The 14251-nt window shown below is 59.1% G+C and carries 20 protein-coding genes; 6 read left to right on the top strand and 14 right to left on the bottom strand.

Going from position 1 to position 14251, the window contains the following annotated elements; translation table 11 throughout:
* Nucleotide 1 precedes the first annotated feature (1 nt).
* The 3 genes from AC3WLT_RS21630 (at nt 2) to AC3WLT_RS21640 (ending at nt 4616) form a co-directional block, all read left to right on the top strand.
* Nucleotides 2-2119 (top strand): peptidase domain-containing ABC transporter, encoded by a 2118-nt coding sequence (locus AC3WLT_RS21630; protein WP_492593733.1) that lies wholly within the window; start codon nt 2-4, stop codon nt 2117-2119.
* Nucleotides 2112-3461, top strand: coding sequence for a TolC family outer membrane protein (locus AC3WLT_RS21635; RefSeq protein ID WP_492593734.1), 1350 nt, complete (start codon nt 2112-2114; stop codon nt 3459-3461). Before AC3WLT_RS21630 ends, AC3WLT_RS21635 begins: the two co-directional genes overlap by 8 nt.
* Nucleotides 3462-3959: 498 nt before the next feature.
* Nucleotides 3960-4616 (top strand): DUF4145 domain-containing protein, encoded by a 657-nt coding sequence (locus tag AC3WLT_RS21640; protein WP_492593735.1) that lies wholly within the window; start codon nt 3960-3962, stop codon nt 4614-4616.
* A 75-nt stretch (nt 4617-4691) separates the two neighbouring features.
* On the opposite strand, the gene AC3WLT_RS21645 is transcribed toward AC3WLT_RS21640, so the two are convergent.
* The 11 genes from AC3WLT_RS21645 to AC3WLT_RS21695 form a co-directional block, all read right to left on the bottom strand.
* Entirely contained in the window at nt 4692-4910 is a 219-nt protein-coding gene (locus AC3WLT_RS21645; RefSeq protein ID WP_492593736.1) for a helix-turn-helix transcriptional regulator, read from the bottom strand.
* A 30-nt stretch (nt 4911-4940) separates the two neighbouring features.
* Nucleotides 4941-7430: a toprim domain-containing protein gene (locus AC3WLT_RS21650; protein ID WP_492593737.1), complete on the bottom strand. Its 2490-nt coding sequence runs from the start codon at nt 7428-7430 to the stop codon at nt 4941-4943.
* A gap of 182 nt (nt 7431-7612) precedes the next feature.
* The gene (locus AC3WLT_RS21655) at nt 7613-7858 is read right to left on the bottom strand and encodes a hypothetical protein (RefSeq protein WP_492593738.1); all 246 of its coding nucleotides are present in this window, start codon (nt 7856-7858) and stop codon (nt 7613-7615) included.
* A 138-nt stretch (nt 7859-7996) separates the two neighbouring features.
* Nucleotides 7997-8272, bottom strand: coding sequence for an ASCH domain-containing protein (locus AC3WLT_RS21660; RefSeq protein WP_492593739.1), 276 nt, complete (start codon nt 8270-8272; stop codon nt 7997-7999).
* Nucleotides 8273-8280: 8 nt separating this feature from the next.
* Complete coding sequence (locus AC3WLT_RS21665; protein WP_492593740.1) at nt 8281-8751, bottom strand: ACP synthase; 471 nt, start codon at nt 8749-8751, stop codon at nt 8281-8283.
* Nucleotides 8748-8948: a hypothetical protein gene (locus AC3WLT_RS21670; protein WP_492593741.1), complete on the bottom strand. Its 201-nt coding sequence runs from the start codon at nt 8946-8948 to the stop codon at nt 8748-8750. The genes AC3WLT_RS21665 and AC3WLT_RS21670 overlap by 4 nt, the downstream gene beginning before the upstream one ends.
* 43 nt (nt 8949-8991) lie before the next feature.
* Nucleotides 8992-9195, bottom strand: a complete 204-nt coding sequence (locus AC3WLT_RS21675) for a hypothetical protein (RefSeq protein WP_492593742.1) — start codon at nt 9193-9195, stop codon at nt 8992-8994.
* Nucleotides 9196-9199: 4 nt separating this feature from the next.
* Nucleotides 9200-9412 (bottom strand): hypothetical protein, encoded by a 213-nt coding sequence (locus AC3WLT_RS21680; RefSeq protein ID WP_492593743.1) that lies wholly within the window; start codon nt 9410-9412, stop codon nt 9200-9202.
* Between the two features lie 83 nt (nt 9413-9495).
* Complete coding sequence (locus AC3WLT_RS21685) at nt 9496-9744, bottom strand: Ogr/Delta-like zinc finger protein (RefSeq protein ID WP_492593744.1); 249 nt, start codon at nt 9742-9744, stop codon at nt 9496-9498.
* Nucleotides 9745-9762: 18 nt separating this feature from the next.
* On the bottom strand, nt 9763-10041 hold the full coding sequence (locus AC3WLT_RS21690) for a DNA-binding protein (RefSeq protein WP_492593745.1): 279 nt from the start codon (nt 10039-10041) through the stop codon (nt 9763-9765).
* A gap of 3 nt (nt 10042-10044) precedes the next feature.
* The gene (locus tag AC3WLT_RS21695) at nt 10045-10278 is read right to left on the bottom strand and encodes a hypothetical protein (RefSeq protein ID WP_492593746.1); all 234 of its coding nucleotides are present in this window, start codon (nt 10276-10278) and stop codon (nt 10045-10047) included.
* Nucleotides 10279-10366: 88 nt separating this feature from the next.
* Between AC3WLT_RS21695 and AC3WLT_RS21700 the strand changes: the two genes are divergently transcribed.
* A complete protein-coding gene (locus AC3WLT_RS21700; RefSeq protein WP_492593747.1) occupies nt 10367-10849 on the top strand; it encodes a helix-turn-helix domain-containing protein in 483 nt (160 codons plus the stop codon).
* 27 nt (nt 10850-10876) lie between these two features.
* Here AC3WLT_RS21700 and AC3WLT_RS21705 read toward each other — a convergent pair whose 3' ends face one another.
* A complete protein-coding gene (locus tag AC3WLT_RS21705; RefSeq protein WP_492593748.1) occupies nt 10877-11260 on the bottom strand; it encodes a LysR family transcriptional regulator in 384 nt (127 codons plus the stop codon).
* Between the two features lie 242 nt (nt 11261-11502).
* Here AC3WLT_RS21705 and AC3WLT_RS21710 point away from each other — a divergent pair, with 242 nt between their 5' ends.
* Both AC3WLT_RS21710 and AC3WLT_RS21715 read left to right on the top strand, forming a co-directional pair.
* Complete coding sequence (locus AC3WLT_RS21710; protein ID WP_492593749.1) at nt 11503-11754, top strand: hypothetical protein; 252 nt, start codon at nt 11503-11505, stop codon at nt 11752-11754.
* 96 nt (nt 11755-11850) lie between these two features.
* Entirely contained in the window at nt 11851-12720 is an 870-nt protein-coding gene (locus AC3WLT_RS21715; RefSeq protein WP_492593750.1) for a hypothetical protein, read from the top strand.
* Nucleotides 12721-12724: 4 nt separating this feature from the next.
* Here the strand turns inward: AC3WLT_RS21715 and AC3WLT_RS21720 are convergent, their stop codons facing one another.
* Both AC3WLT_RS21720 and AC3WLT_RS21725 read right to left on the bottom strand, forming a co-directional pair.
* Nucleotides 12725-13816 (bottom strand): phage late control D family protein, encoded by a 1092-nt coding sequence (locus tag AC3WLT_RS21720; RefSeq protein WP_492593751.1) that lies wholly within the window; start codon nt 13814-13816, stop codon nt 12725-12727.
* Nucleotides 13816-14238 carry a phage tail protein gene (locus tag AC3WLT_RS21725; RefSeq protein WP_492593752.1) on the bottom strand — a complete coding sequence of 141 codons (423 nt, stop codon included), beginning with the start codon at nt 14236-14238 and terminating at the stop codon, nt 13816-13818. Before AC3WLT_RS21725 ends, AC3WLT_RS21720 begins: the two co-directional genes overlap by 1 nt.
* Between the last annotated feature and the right edge of the window lie 13 nt (nt 14239-14251).

A 14251-nucleotide genomic window follows, 5' to 3' on the forward strand; every position in this document is an offset into this window, starting at 1 on the left:
GGTGCGCGTAATTTATCAAAACGAAGTGGCCGAGTGCGGTTATGCATGTCTCGCGATGGTGTTGTCGCATTTTGGCCGTGCAACCGAAGTTCGCGAGCTGCAAGCGTATCGGCCGATCTCCGCCAATGGTCTGACCTTAATGGATCTGTACGACGTTGCGGTCGACTTCGGTCTGGCTGTGCAGGCCTATCAGTTCGACGCATCCGACCTGAAGGAGATCAAGAAGGGGGCGATCCTGCACTTTGGCGGCGCCCATTTCGTCGTCTTCGAACGGCGGGGGCGCGGTTATGTGCAAGTGATCGACCCGGCGAGCGGCCGCCGCCGCGTGTCAATGGATACCTTCCTCAGCAACATCTCCGGTTACATGCTTGAATGCGCACCGACACCGGCGATGCCCAGGCTGCGCGAACGGTCCCGCGTGCCGGCGGCGCTTGCGCGTGTGCGAGCGTTGAACCCGCAATTGCGGGCGCGGATCGCGAAGGTGATGTTCGTCGCGCTGGGCAGCCAGAGCGCGATTCTCGCCATGCCCTATCTGGGCAATCTCGTGCTCGACAACGTCGTGGCCGCGGATAACCTGAATCTGCTGAACGTGCTCGTCGTGACCTTCGGCGCGATTTTTTTCATTGGTGCGTTCAGCCAGTACGTTCAGAGTTACCTGGTCGAATTGGCGCACGGACTCGTACAGATGAATGCAACCGAAGGTATGGTGTCTCACCTGTTGCGCAACCCCCTTCCTTACTTCGAAAAGCGGCACGTTGGAGACCTGTTTGCGCGCATCAAGGCACAGGATGAGATCAGCACATTCTGCACGCGCACGCTCATCTCGCTGGGCATCGATATCGCTGTCGGCATCCTGGCCCTTGCATTGATGCTCATACAGAGCCGGCTGCTGACGGGGATCGCGCTCGGGCTCTTTACGCTGTACGCATTGATTTCGCTTCTGCTTTTTTCCCGGATGCGTGACACGCATGCGCTCGTGCTCGAAGAATCGGCGCGCTGCGATGACACGCTCTTTGAGACGATACGAGCTGCTTCGCTCATCAAGCTGTCGCAAGGCGAGGTGCGGCGCACGGCCATGTTCATGGCGAAATACCGCGCTTATATCGCGGCGCTGGTGCACAGCGGCCGGCTGTCCAGCGCACGCGATGCCGTCCTCAAGCTCGTCAACTATGTGGAAATGCTGGCCATTACGTGGTTTGCCGCACGGCTCATGCTGGGCGGCGCGATCTCGGTAGGCGTGTTTTATTCCTTCCTGATTTACAAGTCGTTGTTGTCGGAGCGTTTTGCGCGCTCGATCAACGCGGCGTTCGAGTACTTCATGCTCAGTGTGCCGGTCACGCGCGTCGGCGACATCGTCGACTGCGAACCGGAACGCTATACGCCCGCGAGCGATAGCCACAAAACGGTGGAGGTTCAGACGTTCCACCAGATCGACATGCGCGATGTCACGTTCCGCTATGGCGTATCGGATCAGCCGGTGCTAACGCGCGCGAACATCACGATTCGCAAGGGCGACAAGATCGTGATTACCGGGCCGTCGGGCAGCGGCAAATCCACGCTGTTCAAGCTGCTGGCGGCCGCCGAGCCGCTTCAGGCGGGGGAGATCACGCTGAACGGCATTGCGTGGTCGAACCTCACAGTCGACGAGATTCGTCGGCACGCGGTGCACATGCGTCAGGGCGATCTCATTCTGCATGGCTCGATTGCAGAAAATGTCTCGCTGTTCGCCGGCAACGCCGACGAAGCACGCATCCACGCGCTGCTCGATGAAGTCGGGTTGCTCGCCGACGTGATGCGCTTGCCGATGCGCACGCGTACTGTCGTCAGCGACACGATTGCGAATATTTCAGCAGGTCAGCGGCAGCGTCTGTTGTTGGCGCGCGCGTTGTACCAGCAGCGGGAACTGCTGTTGCTGGACGAACCGACCTCCAACCTGGATCCGGCATCCGTGCAGCGGATTGTCGCGCTGTTGCAGCGGCTCGACCGGACTGTGGTCGTTATCACGCACGACATGTCGCTGGCGTCGGCGTTCGACACTTGCTACCGACTTGTGGATGGCGAACTGCTGCGCGAAGTGCGGCACCGTGGGGCGCATTCCGGCGTGGTGAACCATGAATAAGCAGGCGTTGTTGGCGGCGTATGTTGCTGCCATGGCAGGTTTGTGGGGGCACTCGAATGACGCTTGCGCAGTCGATCTGCTGTCAGTCGTCGAACAAGCTGTCGACCATGACTCGGACCTTGCCGCGTTGCGCGCCGCGTCGAGAGCCGCGCAGCAGGCTGTGCCGAAGGCGCGGGCGGGACTGCTGCCGCAAGTGCAGGGCGGCTGGGGGCGAGCCTATAACAGCACGGCAATCGAAGCATTGCCGCGCACCAGCTACTGGCAGAACGGCTGGATCGTCAGCCTGACGCAGCCAATCGTCGACTGGAGCCGTTGGACTGCCTACCGGCAGGCCGGCTTTGTCGAGGCGCGCGGCGTAGTCGACGTTGCGCGTGCCCAGCAAGCGTCGATTTTGCGTGCCGCGCGCGCCTACTTTGACGAACTGGCGGCGGAGGATGAGTTCGCCAGAGCGATTGACTATAACGCGGCGCTCGACGCGCATATGGACCAGCTTCGGCGCAGGCAGTCTGCCGGAGAGGCGACGGTGATCGACGTGCAGGAAACGCAGTCCGGGAGGGAGCAGGCCCAACTGCAGCTGATGGACGCGCGTAACGACTTGCAGTTGAAGCGTCTCGCCCTCGAGCAACTCACAGGGCAGCCGTTTTCCGCGCTATCGCGTCTGTCGAACACAGCGACCTTGCCGCGTCTGGACCCGGACGACGGGGAAGCGTGGGCTGACCAGGCGGAAGCACACGACTATGTTGTGCAACTTAAGCAGATCGATCGCAAGATCGCCGAGTTCGATGTCGAGAAGGCGCGAGCCGGCCATTATCCGACGGTCAATGTGACCGCGAGTCATGCGCCGGCCGGGGCTGCGGGCGGCTTTACCCGCCCGACCACAACCACGACGGCGATGCTCTCGATCACCATTCCGATTTTCGAAGGCGGCGAGACGGAAGCAAAGCTCGACGAGTCGATGGCGCTCAAGGACAAGGCGCAAAACGACCTGGTGTCGGCCACCCGTCAGGCGGGGGGAGCGGCGCGCGAGAACTGGGCGCGGTTTCGCTCGGGGGCGGCGCGGGCCGAGTCACTGGCTCGGCTGTTGCAGACATCTCGCGCGGCTATCGCGGCAACGCAAGTGGGTTACAAGGTGGGTAGCCGGGCGAGTTCCGACGTGCTGCGAGCCGTGGACGTATTCTATGCAACCCGCCGCGATCTGATCCGCGCCCGCTACGACACCCTGCTGGCACTGCTGCAACTGAAGGCGGCGGCCGCATCGCTGACGATTGACGAGGTGGCGCAGGTGAACTCGCTGTTTATGCCTGGGGATATACCGTCGGCACCGCGAGGCGTGGCTCACTGACCGCGTGGCGAAAGGGACGCCTGGCGAAGCGTTAGCTTGGCGGAGCCCGTTCTTTTCCTTTCTGCTCGCCGCGGTTGCCGTGGCAACCTGTTCCAGCTCATTGCTCTCAGCCGTCAAAAATTGCAGGCTCAGCAATGAGGCATCAGGGAACAACTCCGTGCAGGAATGGGGCTGCTGCCTCAGCGGTCGATTGGAAAAGGTGCGCAACGCGGGAAAAGAAAAACCCCGCAGACCTAACATCTACGGGGTTCTTGGGACATCCTGAGTTGGCTCAGGATCATGTGTTGGTGGAGGCGGCGTCAACCAAAATTACGGCGCTGAGCCAATACAGATGAGGGTATATCGATTAAATATTTCTAATGTACCCCCAGTAATACCCCCTCTAGACAGTGGGTATCGGGGCTTTCTCGAGCTGCCGTTCGGCAGCGATTCCAGTATGATTTATGAGGCGTTTAATCTAAAGAATTGCAAAGAACAATAGCTACCAGGGGTTACCAAATGAAATGCCCGCATTGTCCCATCACCATCCATCCTGATTTCGAAGAGTCTCATATCGGCCCCACCGGGGTAGCGAACGCGGTAATTGGGGGGCTGTACTGGTCGGCGACCCACATGACGTGTCCAGCTTGCAAGCAAGCGATCATCTCCATTGGCGCAAATAAGCCGGACGGGACAATTGGCGTCAAAAGGCACCTCGTCTTTCCTCGTTCGAGCGGAAGAAAGAAGGCAGCGCCGGAGGTTCCGCAGAACCTGGCTGAGGACTATCACGAGGCCTGCTTAGTTCTGTCAGATAGCCCGAAGGCCTCAGCCGCACTCAGCCGTCGCTGTCTTCAGGCTCTGTTGCGCGAGAACGGGTTTGCTCAAAAGGATCTCGCTCCTGCGATCGACGCCGTCTTGGCGTCAAAGCAACTTCCGACAGCAATAGCTGAAAACTTGGACGCCGTGCGAAACATCGGGAATTTTGCCGCTCACCCGATGAAGGACACCAATAGTGGTGAGGTAGTCCCTGTCGAGCCAGAGGAGGCTGAATGGAACCTCGACGTGCTCGATGAGCTTTTCGACTTTTATTACGTTCAGCCGGCGCGCGCGAGGCAAAAAAGGCAGGCGCTCGACGCAAAGTTGGTGTCGGCCGGCAAGCCACCGATGAAACAGTGACGTTGGTTTGGCGACGGTGCCAGCGTCGCCCTACGTGTCAAAGCCGGCGTGGTTCCAATTGGGGACTCCTCTACCTCATGCGGCACTGGGGCCATTGCCTCGCGACGCGTGAATTTGTCGGTCAATCCAGCCCTGCACTTCGGACTCTATCCATCCACTCGAGTAGCCAAGCTTGATAGGCGCAGGGAATTTGCGCTCCTTGACGCGCGCATAGACCACGCTACGGCTTAACCCAACCAGCCGGCATACTTCTGGGAGACGAATAATACGGCGTTGAACGTTCTCGATTGTCATCGCATTTTCCTTTCGATTGCCCGAGTCCTTTCAGGCCTTGTTGTTCTTCGGTTTTTCAAAAATCCAGCACCGCACCGCCTCCGGCCGACGTTCGAGGTGTCTTTCCATGTTGAGCCGTTCGTGTATGGTGCTGCGCACTACGCGCTGATCGACGAATTTGCGTGCGCGGCTCGATTTCAGAACCCGCTTGAGGTCTACGAGTGGGGGAATGCGGAGCTTGTGCTCCTGAGCAACCTGTTCGAAGTGGCGCAGGCTGATGGCGATCAGTTCCGAGTCATGCGAATGATTCAGCCTCGGTGCGTCGCCGGCGTCGAGATAGTCGAACGCTTCCCAAAATTCCTCAACCAGCGGATGGTCAGTGCTGATAGCGCGCTGGCGCTCCATCGCCATGCTTCCCAGCTCATCATGTGTTGCTTGCCGTTGCTCTGCGGTAAGGGGAATCACCAGCTCGAGCGCGTCGACCAGAGCGCGCATTTGCCCGTGAATCATCGCTATCCGGCCAGTCTTTATGTCAGGGCATTCGGATAGCTCGTCACGATATTGCGCGGTGCGCTCGAAAAATTGATCAAGCACTTTCGCCTCGCTTTTCGCCGCGGCGATCGCGAATCCGGACAACTGTTCCATGGGCCACTGTTCGAGCCGGCTGGCGGCCGCGCGTGTCTCGCCCGTATGCGTCGCCCGGTACATCCGAACATGAACAATTCGCTGCATGATTGCTTCGCTGGCGTCGACCTTGGCATTCTGGCTAATGACTATCGACCCGCGAAACGGTGGCTCGTCCGTCTCGTTACCCGACGTCTTTGTGCCACGGGCGCGCACGCTGCGGCCGTTGTACGCGGTTTTCAGCTCGTCCCAATCGAAGCCTTTTGCCTTGTTGCCGTCGTCGCCGCGATCGCCTTCGATCAGGACAACCGGGAGATTTCCAACCTGGGACATATTCCGTGCGCGGCCGGCCAGAGACGACTTGGACGGATCAAAGCCTTCATAGTCCAGGCGGCCTACCAGTTTCCACAGGAATTCGAGCAAGGTCGACTTGCCTGATCCCGGCTCGCCGATCAGTTCGAAAAACGGAAAGCTTTTATGCTGCACGCGAATCTGCTCGGCGAACAGCGTGCCGAACCAGAAGGCGAGCGCTACGATTCCCTTCGCTCCGAAGGCGGTCCAGAGCGAACCGAGCCAATCGGTACTGAACCCGTTCGAATCCACATTCAGGGTAAGCGACACGGAATGGTTGACGCTTTTGATACTCAACGTCCCAACGTCGAAATAGTCTTCGTCGTTCAACGCGTAGGTTTGGCCGTCTTTGATTGCGACGTTCTGAAACACATAGCACTTATGTTCGCTACTGTAGCCAATGAAGTCGATCGTTTTGACGCGTTTCAGACCGATTCCCCAATGATGGACCATCAAGTGATCGAGCTGTGCTGTCGTGCCGGTAAACACCGCGCCAGGTGCGACGGACAATAACCGCTTTTTGAATTCGGCGGCGGATGCGAGCTGCGTGCCCGTGAAGGTGTTTTTAACCACGTCGCCCTTGTCCGGGCCGTCAATGTGAAAGTAATACCAGCTTTCGTCGGTGACCTTTTTTTCCTGAAAGTAGAGCGCGGTCGGCACGCAGTTCGCGAGCGTTGTGACCGTGCTCGCCTGTTGCACCGCGTGCTCGCGCAATTCATCTTCACTGTCAAATTTCGCGGTCTTTTCAACCAGCTCGCGCGCCTTGGCGTACCGCTCCAGATCGAGCTTGAACCAGTACAGCCGCCCGTTGTGGATAAACGAAAACGCGTTGTAGCCGTCATGGTTGTACATGAGTCGGGCCTTTTCGGTCGCCGAGCTGGCGAGTAGCAAATCACCGTGGTACAGATACTCCTTCAGGTCCGTCGGCTTGAGCGCGTTGCGCTGATGCATGTCGTTCCAATCCAGCTTCGCGCGGCCGCGTTGCGGGATTTGCGCTGCGATCGCTTCCCATCCGTCTGCCCGCGAACGCTCGATTGCCTTGCGCGTTGCAGCCTGTCCGGCTTTGTCCGCATCGAAAGACCACACAAGGCGCGGCCGCTTGCCCGACCCTATGGCGGCGCGCAGGGTTTCGAGCGCCTTCGCTGGGTAGTTGGTGCAGCTCAACGCCGAGACAGCGACCACGCCATGATGTAGTAGCGCAATGGCGTCGAAGATGCCTTCAACGATCCAGATTTCGTCGTGAGCCGTCAGGTTGACCGTTGGCGGTTCCCACCAGGTGCCAGCGTAGGAGCCGCCAAAGTTGGCTTTGCGTTTGCCGAACCGTTCCGGCCGGTCGATGATGCGCTCCCAATATCCGCCGGCGGGCAGCGGGAAGCGTACCGTCGCGCTGCCGATTTTCAGTTGACCATTCCAGTAGCTATCCTGGGCATAGCAGCCACGGATACGCTCTATGTCAAAGCCGCGAGCATCGCGCAGATACGCGTCGGCGGCGGCGTTCGGGTTGGTAGGCGTCGGCTTGAAACGATCAGACCAGCTTTCGAACAGATCGCGGTAAAGGTCTTTCACATGAAACTGTTGACCGCAGTTGTTCAGACGGCCGCAGGACAGTACCCATGGTGCATCGGCGTGCGCATGCAGTTCCTTCTTGTCGCACGCCGGGCACCTGCCTTGTTGCAGCCATGGACCGACACGTTTGAAGCCGTAGTCATGGAGCAGACGCTCCGTGATGCTTTGATGCAGCGATGCTCTCACCGGGATTTCTCCGCAGCCGGATTGCCGGTAGTGGCAGGACTGAACACGACCGCTTTCAACGCATCGGCCGAATGAGGGAACGCGAGCGCAAGGCGGTCGCTGAGAGCGGCGACGAACAGGCCGAGCGTGCATTGACGTTCGAAACTGCCCGGCTTGTTGTCGAAGCGCAGGACGCTGGCCGCGTTCGCGATGGCGGACGCGAGCGCGATGTCGTGTGGCGCGGCGGTCGGGTTATGGGTCATGACGCGGTGCTCCCGTTGATGTTTTGCTCGTTCTGTTCGAGTACGCGTGCGGCTTCTTCCCGATGAGCGTGTACCGCTCCGGGGCCTGGCAGGCTTCCTTCGATCAGAGAAGTGGTGGCTTTGATTGAGTTGGACATGTCACCCTCTAACGTCGATGGCGAACACTTCAACCGGGCTCGGGCCAAAGTGCGGATGCGTAATCGTCCGCACGATGTAGCCTTTCCAATCTCGAGTGATTCGTTTCCCTGTCTCGTAGGCCGCCGGATAGCCGCGCGTGAGGATCACGTTGCGGTACTGACGGCCTTCCAAGCGTTTTCGCCAGTACGGTGTGCATAGGCGAAATTCTTCCGTCTTCGCGCCAGCCTCGATCTGGTCGAAGTACTCGCCCTTCAGCGGAAGAATCAGGTCGGGCATGAGCCTGTTCACGCGTCACCGCCTTCGGGGTGGCCCGGTGTGACCCCGGGCGGCTGTAGGCTCTTTGCAAAGCCGTCAGTCGCATCAATCATCACGCGGACTTGGGTCTTCGGGCGTCGCAGGACGGCTTTGGGGAACGTGCGGTCGACGTCGGCCGATTCCACGGCCCAGCCAAGCGAGAGAAAGCCCTCAATGAGCCGGTCGCCGCTATCCTTGAAGATGCCCGCTTCGATGAACAGAGCCCATTTCGAGCGCCCGAGCGTATCGCCGGATGCCTTGCAGTCCACGAGGCGCATGGAGTATTCGCCCACGGCGAACCGCACACCACGCTCAGACAGCACCGTCAGGTCCGGCGCGACGGCACGAATGAGCTTCTCCGCACGCTTCAACTCGGCAAGCCGGCCGGCATGGCGCTGGTGCTCGAATGCAACAATTTCGGCGTAGGTGGTGGGGTGCTTATAGGTCTTCGTACGCTTCATACGGCCTCCCGTACTGGAACGGACCAAGCGAGTGCGGCAATCAGGACGATCAGCGACGTGAAGCCGATAGCCACCGCTGTGAGCGGACCGAAACGATCGGATGTGTGGCGCAGCGTCAGCGCGGCCGTGAAGGTCAGGCCAGTGAGGGAGAACAAGAGCATCAGCAACACGCCGATGCCGAAAACGTAGAGCTTCATGGTGTGGTTCCTTGTGAGTGCGCCGGCGGTCGGCGCGGGTGGATCAGTCGTCGGTGCCGTTTGCCGCGCGCCGCTTCGCGTCAAAGGTGCGGCGCAAGCGAGCCTGTTCACGGTCCTGCATCGCGCGCGCCGCGGATGCCACGACGAGGCGCACGGCGCGGTGGCGCATCGACACGTCGAAGTCGCCGACCATGCGCAGGCGATGCCATGCCGCGCGCAGTTCGAAGTCGGTGAGGGGCGCGTGCATGGGATCAGTGCAGGACGACAGGGCTCAGGACGGGCATGCCGGCGTCGACGTCCCAATGGCAACCGAGCACGTAGCCAAGTCGGCGGGCCGTGCCGACGAATATGAATGGGTCGACATCTGCATTCCAGAGGACGTGCAAATACGCGCGGCGCTTGTCCATCGGCAACGAGGCCGGATCGAACGGCAGGATGAGCGGGGCAGAAGCGAGAGTGGCCATACAGTTCTCCTTTCTTCGGGCAAAAAAAGTCCCTCGCGCCGGATAGGCACGATGCGAGGGGAAACGGGGATCGGGTGGTGCGGCTAGACGTCTAGTTCGAGCTGTTCGATCAGTCGATCACGTACGTGCGGCGAAAGGGGCAGCTTTAACGACAGGTTCGGCATTGCGGATGGAGACAGCGTTCGCGCGAATTCCATGTTCACAACATACGTATGACCGCAACGCGGGTTGTTGCAGGTGAACGTTACTTCGCGCAACGTGAGTGACAGGTCGCGGCTCGTGCGTGCGGTCGCACGAGTCAGGCAATGGGGGCAGCGGTTCAGGATTCTCACGATACGTTCTCCCGGGGCTCAGTGCGGACCGCACTCGCCGTAACCCTGCCTGGCACATTCGCAATGCACCCCGACTTCGCCGAGTGTTGCGACGGCGTCGAGGTACTTTCGCGTCACCAGCACGAAGCCGACGGACGCAACGAGGGTGTCGATCTTGTCGATGACAATTCCCTGACCGCCGCTCAGGAAGCGGCTGACCTGTGAGTCATCCCAGCCGATCGCGCGTTGTACGTCGTGGCGCTGCGGACCGTTCAGCGCCGAGCGGAGTGCCGGTTCGATGCGGGCGAGTGTTCTCATGGCTCAACGGCCCGCACGGAGTTTTGCGTGCTGTTGCGCGGACGTGCGTTTAGCCTTCTCGCCGTAAGGTCCAACGCCTTCGAGAAAAATCTCGCGCATCACGTACGACACGGAGTCGCCGGTGTGCTTCGAAAGATTTTCGAGAGTCAACCTTTCGTCAGGCATGAGCCGGCAGAAGACTGGCTTGCTGGCCAGTACGCCGCGCGGCTGGCGGCGCAAGGCTTTGGGCTTATTCATGGCGGGTATACTTCCCTCTATAGACTTGCGTTACGGTAAGGCAAGTGTAATGCGCACAAACGTGCGCTGTCAATATTATTGAGTACAAATGGACGCATTGGGGAAACGCCTTAAGGAAGAGCGGCTCCGGTTAGGGCTGAGTCAGGACGAGTTTGCTACGGTAGGCGGACTGGCGCGCCGCACTCAAACGCATTACGAGTCCGGCACCAGATCGCCTGACACGGCGTATCTACACGCGTTGGCAGGGATCGGCGTTGATATCGTGTACGTGTTGACCGGAGACCGCGCCGTGGCTTTGGTAAGCGAAGACGAGAGCAACATTCTTGGCGGCTACCGGCAATTAAGCGAAGCGGGTAAAGGCTTCTTTCAGCGGATGCTAGCCAGCTACGTCAACGATGGGTCGTTTACCGCTGATGGTCAGCCGGCGCCGCCAGAGCGACGCGTTAAGCGGCTGTCGGAGAACCGGCTCGCCGCTGTTGATGCGCGCACGGCAGAAAACATCAGGAAGGCGACGGAGGTCGTCGAGCAGGCGCGCGCCCGACGCGCGGCCGCAAAGAAAGATCAAAGCTGATTCAACTCATTCCTGCCCGTCGCTCGACTAGCGGACCCGATCCAGTGTCTCGACAAGTCGCGCAGCGTCCGCAAGCAGACGTTTCGCCTGCATCAATGGATCGGGTTCCTCTACTGCTGTAACGCCATCGTCAGCGGCGTTCAGCAATCTAGTGAGGCCTTCTTCAATCTCAATCGTGAGTGCGAACAGTGCCTGGCCCTTTGGGGTCAGCCGTACTGTTCCGCCTGCCTGTGCACGTTCAATGAGTCTGAAACCGAGGAATCCTTCTAATTCTGCAATTCGTTTTGACACGGCAGGGCGTTTTATGCCTAGTGCATCGGCCGCGTCTGAGAAGGTTGGATATCGGACGAATCCTAAAAAGTCGCGCAGCAGATTCCAATTTAATCCGCTTCGTTTGCTAGAAGTGCCCATTGGGAAAGCCTTCCTGATAGCACATTGGCAAACGCCGACCGTCAATAAAATACTCAGACTTATCCTAAAGTCACGACAAATATTCTGACTGGTAACTCTTTGGTAACGCGCATGGTTACCGGTGGGTTACGTTTTCAAATTAAGCGAACTCTGACTTAATAGCTTCAGATCGCCCTGCAGGGCGCCCACCGGGCAGATCGGTGTGTGCGAGCCGGCTGGCATGGCTAACCGAAGAAGGAGAAATGATGGTTGTTAAAAATCCGCAGGGAACCAATAAGGACTCCGGCAAAAAATATCTCGAAAGTACTGCCGCATGCTGCCGTTGTGGCATGGGTGGCGCGCGGGTAAGCAGTGAAGGCAACCGTGGCGCCGAAGAGGGATTGCAACTTGCGCTGACCGACGCACTGGAGTGTGTTGAGGAGGCGCTGGAATCTACGCTAGAACTCCTCAAGCGACTATCGGTAATCCACGAGAGGGTAAGTGAGCATAACTAGTGAAAACGCAATCTCGGTAGCGAGACTATATTGGTCTGATTAATAGGTGATTCTGGCTATACTCTTCCTTTCTGTTTAGAAAGGAAGAGGAGATTCATGAAAGGTGTGTTTGTCGTACTCATGTCGTTTGTGGTGTTCGTTTGTGTATGGGGATTGGTCTATAAAAGCCTGACGAAAAACTGGAAAAACAAGTTTTTTTGTCACTTGCTCGGCGGAGCAGTGGCTTTCGTTACCTGGCTGGTCTTAATCGTTATTGCGATGCCCCAAGAGCATCCGCCTCAAACCAAGGATTCGGTGTCCGCACCGTCGGCAGAGGAGACAGTCGGAAGCAATCGGAAATCCGAAGCCCGCGCACGCGACGCCTCGCAGGCACTCGTGGGCGACTTGCCAAAGGAGTTCACCGGTCAGCCCTCTGATGAGACCAAATGGCCCTCAGTGGCAGCAATCAGGATTGCGGCATCTGACGATGAGAAGAAATTTCTCGCAGATCGGACTTGCCTTGATGAATCTTCGTGCTACGGCCCAATGCGATTCAAGCGCTACATTCTGAAAAGGTATCCAGATATCGCACACGTAAAGTTCGAGCCGGATGCAAGCGAAGCGGAGGACGAGGACACATTGGCAGAACGTCGCCAGCTGTTCGTGCAAAGTCTGTATTTTGCGAAGCAGGTCCAGTTAGCAAACGGCCAGTCGCTGTTCGATTTTTTGCGCAATTGCAGCAAGCGCGTATCGTGGCTGAATGCAGCGGAAGAAACCGACGACTCCAAGACCCACGCGTCGTATTTCGACCTGCGGTATTTCCCCGTCTTGCGAAGTCGCCAGACCGGACGCGAAGTCGAAATGAACATGCTGTTCGATCGTCGTGGCAACCAGTTGATCGCTACGAGTCCGTTTTTCTCGTCGAACGCGCTGAAAGAGCCAGATTTTCTCGCGCGGCACGAGCTGGAATGCTGGCCGAAGCAGTAGGGCGCTATTTTGAGTCTTTGCGGAAGTGCGAGCGATGCCGGTCGGTCGTCGGGTCGTCTCGCATTTCCATGTCGAGCGAGGTCGAGAATCCGCCATCGGCGTTGATCGCGTGCGTCGCCTTCTTTACAAGCCACGGCGTTTCATCGATCTCCAGTTTGAAGCCTGACACGGTCACAGGCATTTCGGGGAATGCCTCCGGACGCGCAAGCGCCAGCTCATAAGCAAACGTCGCCTGGCTGCGCTGCGTGCGGTCATATTCGGCTTGCGCGGCCGCGCGTGCCTCGGATTCGGTCGCGTAGTCTTCCGGCAGCACCTTCACGTTTTTATTGTTCTCCCCGCCAATCACAACAGACTTGCGCTTGCCCTTCGAATTGGAGTGATAGTGCGCGCGCACGGCCGAGTAACTTTCGCGCTGCGAGACATGGTAACGATGCCGGTCGCCGCTCGCACGCGTAATGTCGAGCACGCCCAACGCCTTGCCGCTCACCGTCTTGCCGGTGCCGATCGGCATGAACAGCAGGCGCAAATCCTTCACGTTCATAACGGCGTCGTAACGCTTCGCGAGGCGCGTGAGAAACGACATATCGCTTTCGTGGGTCTGGTCGATGTGGTCGATCAGGATTTTCGCGAGCGCGTCGCCAATCGCCGGCTTGAGAGAGTGGCGACTTGCGATCGCGCGCACGATCGCGCCGATCGTCTGGCCGTGCCAGCTCTTTTCCCGGCGCTCATGCATTTCGTTTGTCATCGAAGCCGATCGCGCGCGCACGGTGATGCTATCGGGCGTGCCGCTGTGCTCGGCTTCGTTGACGGTGAATGTTCCCTTGTCGACGAGTTGTTTACCGACCCATCCGATCGCCACCTTGATTTCGGCGCCGCGTTTCGGGATAGCAAGGTCGCCTCTCGAATCATCGAGCACGAGGTCGAGCATGTCGGCTTCATCGCCGCGTGACTCCGACAGCGACAGGGATATCAGGCGGGGAGCGATCAGGCGGGACAGGTCGCGGCCGTCGAGCGTAATGCGGTAATCGGCCTGCGGCTCGACGCGATCGACCGGGTCGGCCGTGCGTGCCGTGGCGTTGTTCTGCGCAGCAAACATTATTCGGCCGCCTTCTGGTTTTTCTGTTTCGCCATTGAAAGCATGTCGTCATCCACGCGTTTAAGCGTGAGCGAAAATTCGATTTTTCGCGGGATGCCTTCCGGCGTGTGATACGTCTGCGTTTCGTTCAGGCCGTCAATAATCCAGGCGCCGTACACATTGCCGAGGCCGTCGACGAGCACATAGGCGTCGCCGGCGTCGCCCATTGTCGCCAGCTCCTTGATCGACGCGATCGAGCCGATCGATTCAGGCGCGACGGTTCCGGTAAGCGTGATCGTGTCATCGCCGGCGCCGGTGTACTGGCTTGAATCGCGGGCGCCTACGCGCGAGCTGGTGCGGTGCTTCCAGTTGCGCTGGCGTTGCAGTTCCTTATAGGGCGCGGTGGCCAGACTGAAAACGAACTGGTCAAGGGACATCATCATGGCTTCTTTCTCC

It is taken from the genome of Paraburkholderia sp. FW306-2-2C-D06C (assembly GCF_058781505.1).

Coding starts and splice junctions, on each gene's coding strand:
- AC3WLT_RS21635 (WP_492593734.1), top strand. CDS start 2,112: ATGAATAAGCAGGCGTTGTTGGCGGCGTATGTTGCTGCCATGGCAGGT.
- AC3WLT_RS21640 (WP_492593735.1), top strand. CDS start 3,960: ATGAAATGCCCGCATTGTCCCATCACCATCCATCCTGATTTCGAAGAG.
- AC3WLT_RS21645 (WP_492593736.1), bottom strand. CDS start 4,910: ATGACAATCGAGAACGTTCAACGCCGTATTATTCGTCTCCCAGAAGTA.
- AC3WLT_RS21655 (WP_492593738.1), bottom strand. CDS start 7,858: ATGACCCATAACCCGACCGCCGCGCCACACGACATCGCGCTCGCGTCC.
- AC3WLT_RS21660 (WP_492593739.1), bottom strand. CDS start 8,272: ATGCCCGACCTGATTCTTCCGCTGAAGGGCGAGTACTTCGACCAGATC.
- AC3WLT_RS21665 (WP_492593740.1), bottom strand. CDS start 8,751: ATGAAGCGTACGAAGACCTATAAGCACCCCACCACCTACGCCGAAATT.
- AC3WLT_RS21670 (WP_492593741.1), bottom strand. CDS start 8,948: ATGAAGCTCTACGTTTTCGGCATCGGCGTGTTGCTGATGCTCTTGTTC.
- AC3WLT_RS21675 (WP_492593742.1), bottom strand. CDS start 9,195: ATGCACGCGCCCCTCACCGACTTCGAACTGCGCGCGGCATGGCATCGC.
- AC3WLT_RS21680 (WP_492593743.1), bottom strand. CDS start 9,412: ATGGCCACTCTCGCTTCTGCCCCGCTCATCCTGCCGTTCGATCCGGCC.
- AC3WLT_RS21690 (WP_492593745.1), bottom strand. CDS start 10,041: ATGAGAACACTCGCCCGCATCGAACCGGCACTCCGCTCGGCGCTGAAC.
- AC3WLT_RS21695 (WP_492593746.1), bottom strand. CDS start 10,278: ATGAATAAGCCCAAAGCCTTGCGCCGCCAGCCGCGCGGCGTACTGGCC.
- AC3WLT_RS21700 (WP_492593747.1), top strand. CDS start 10,367: ATGGACGCATTGGGGAAACGCCTTAAGGAAGAGCGGCTCCGGTTAGGG.
- AC3WLT_RS21705 (WP_492593748.1), bottom strand. CDS start 11,260: ATGGGCACTTCTAGCAAACGAAGCGGATTAAATTGGAATCTGCTGCGC.
- AC3WLT_RS21710 (WP_492593749.1), top strand. CDS start 11,503: ATGATGGTTGTTAAAAATCCGCAGGGAACCAATAAGGACTCCGGCAAA.
- AC3WLT_RS21715 (WP_492593750.1), top strand. CDS start 11,851: ATGAAAGGTGTGTTTGTCGTACTCATGTCGTTTGTGGTGTTCGTTTGT.
- AC3WLT_RS21720 (WP_492593751.1), bottom strand. CDS start 13,816: ATGTTTGCTGCGCAGAACAACGCCACGGCACGCACGGCCGACCCGGTC.
- AC3WLT_RS21725 (WP_492593752.1), bottom strand. CDS start 14,238: ATGATGATGTCCCTTGACCAGTTCGTTTTCAGTCTGGCCACCGCGCCC.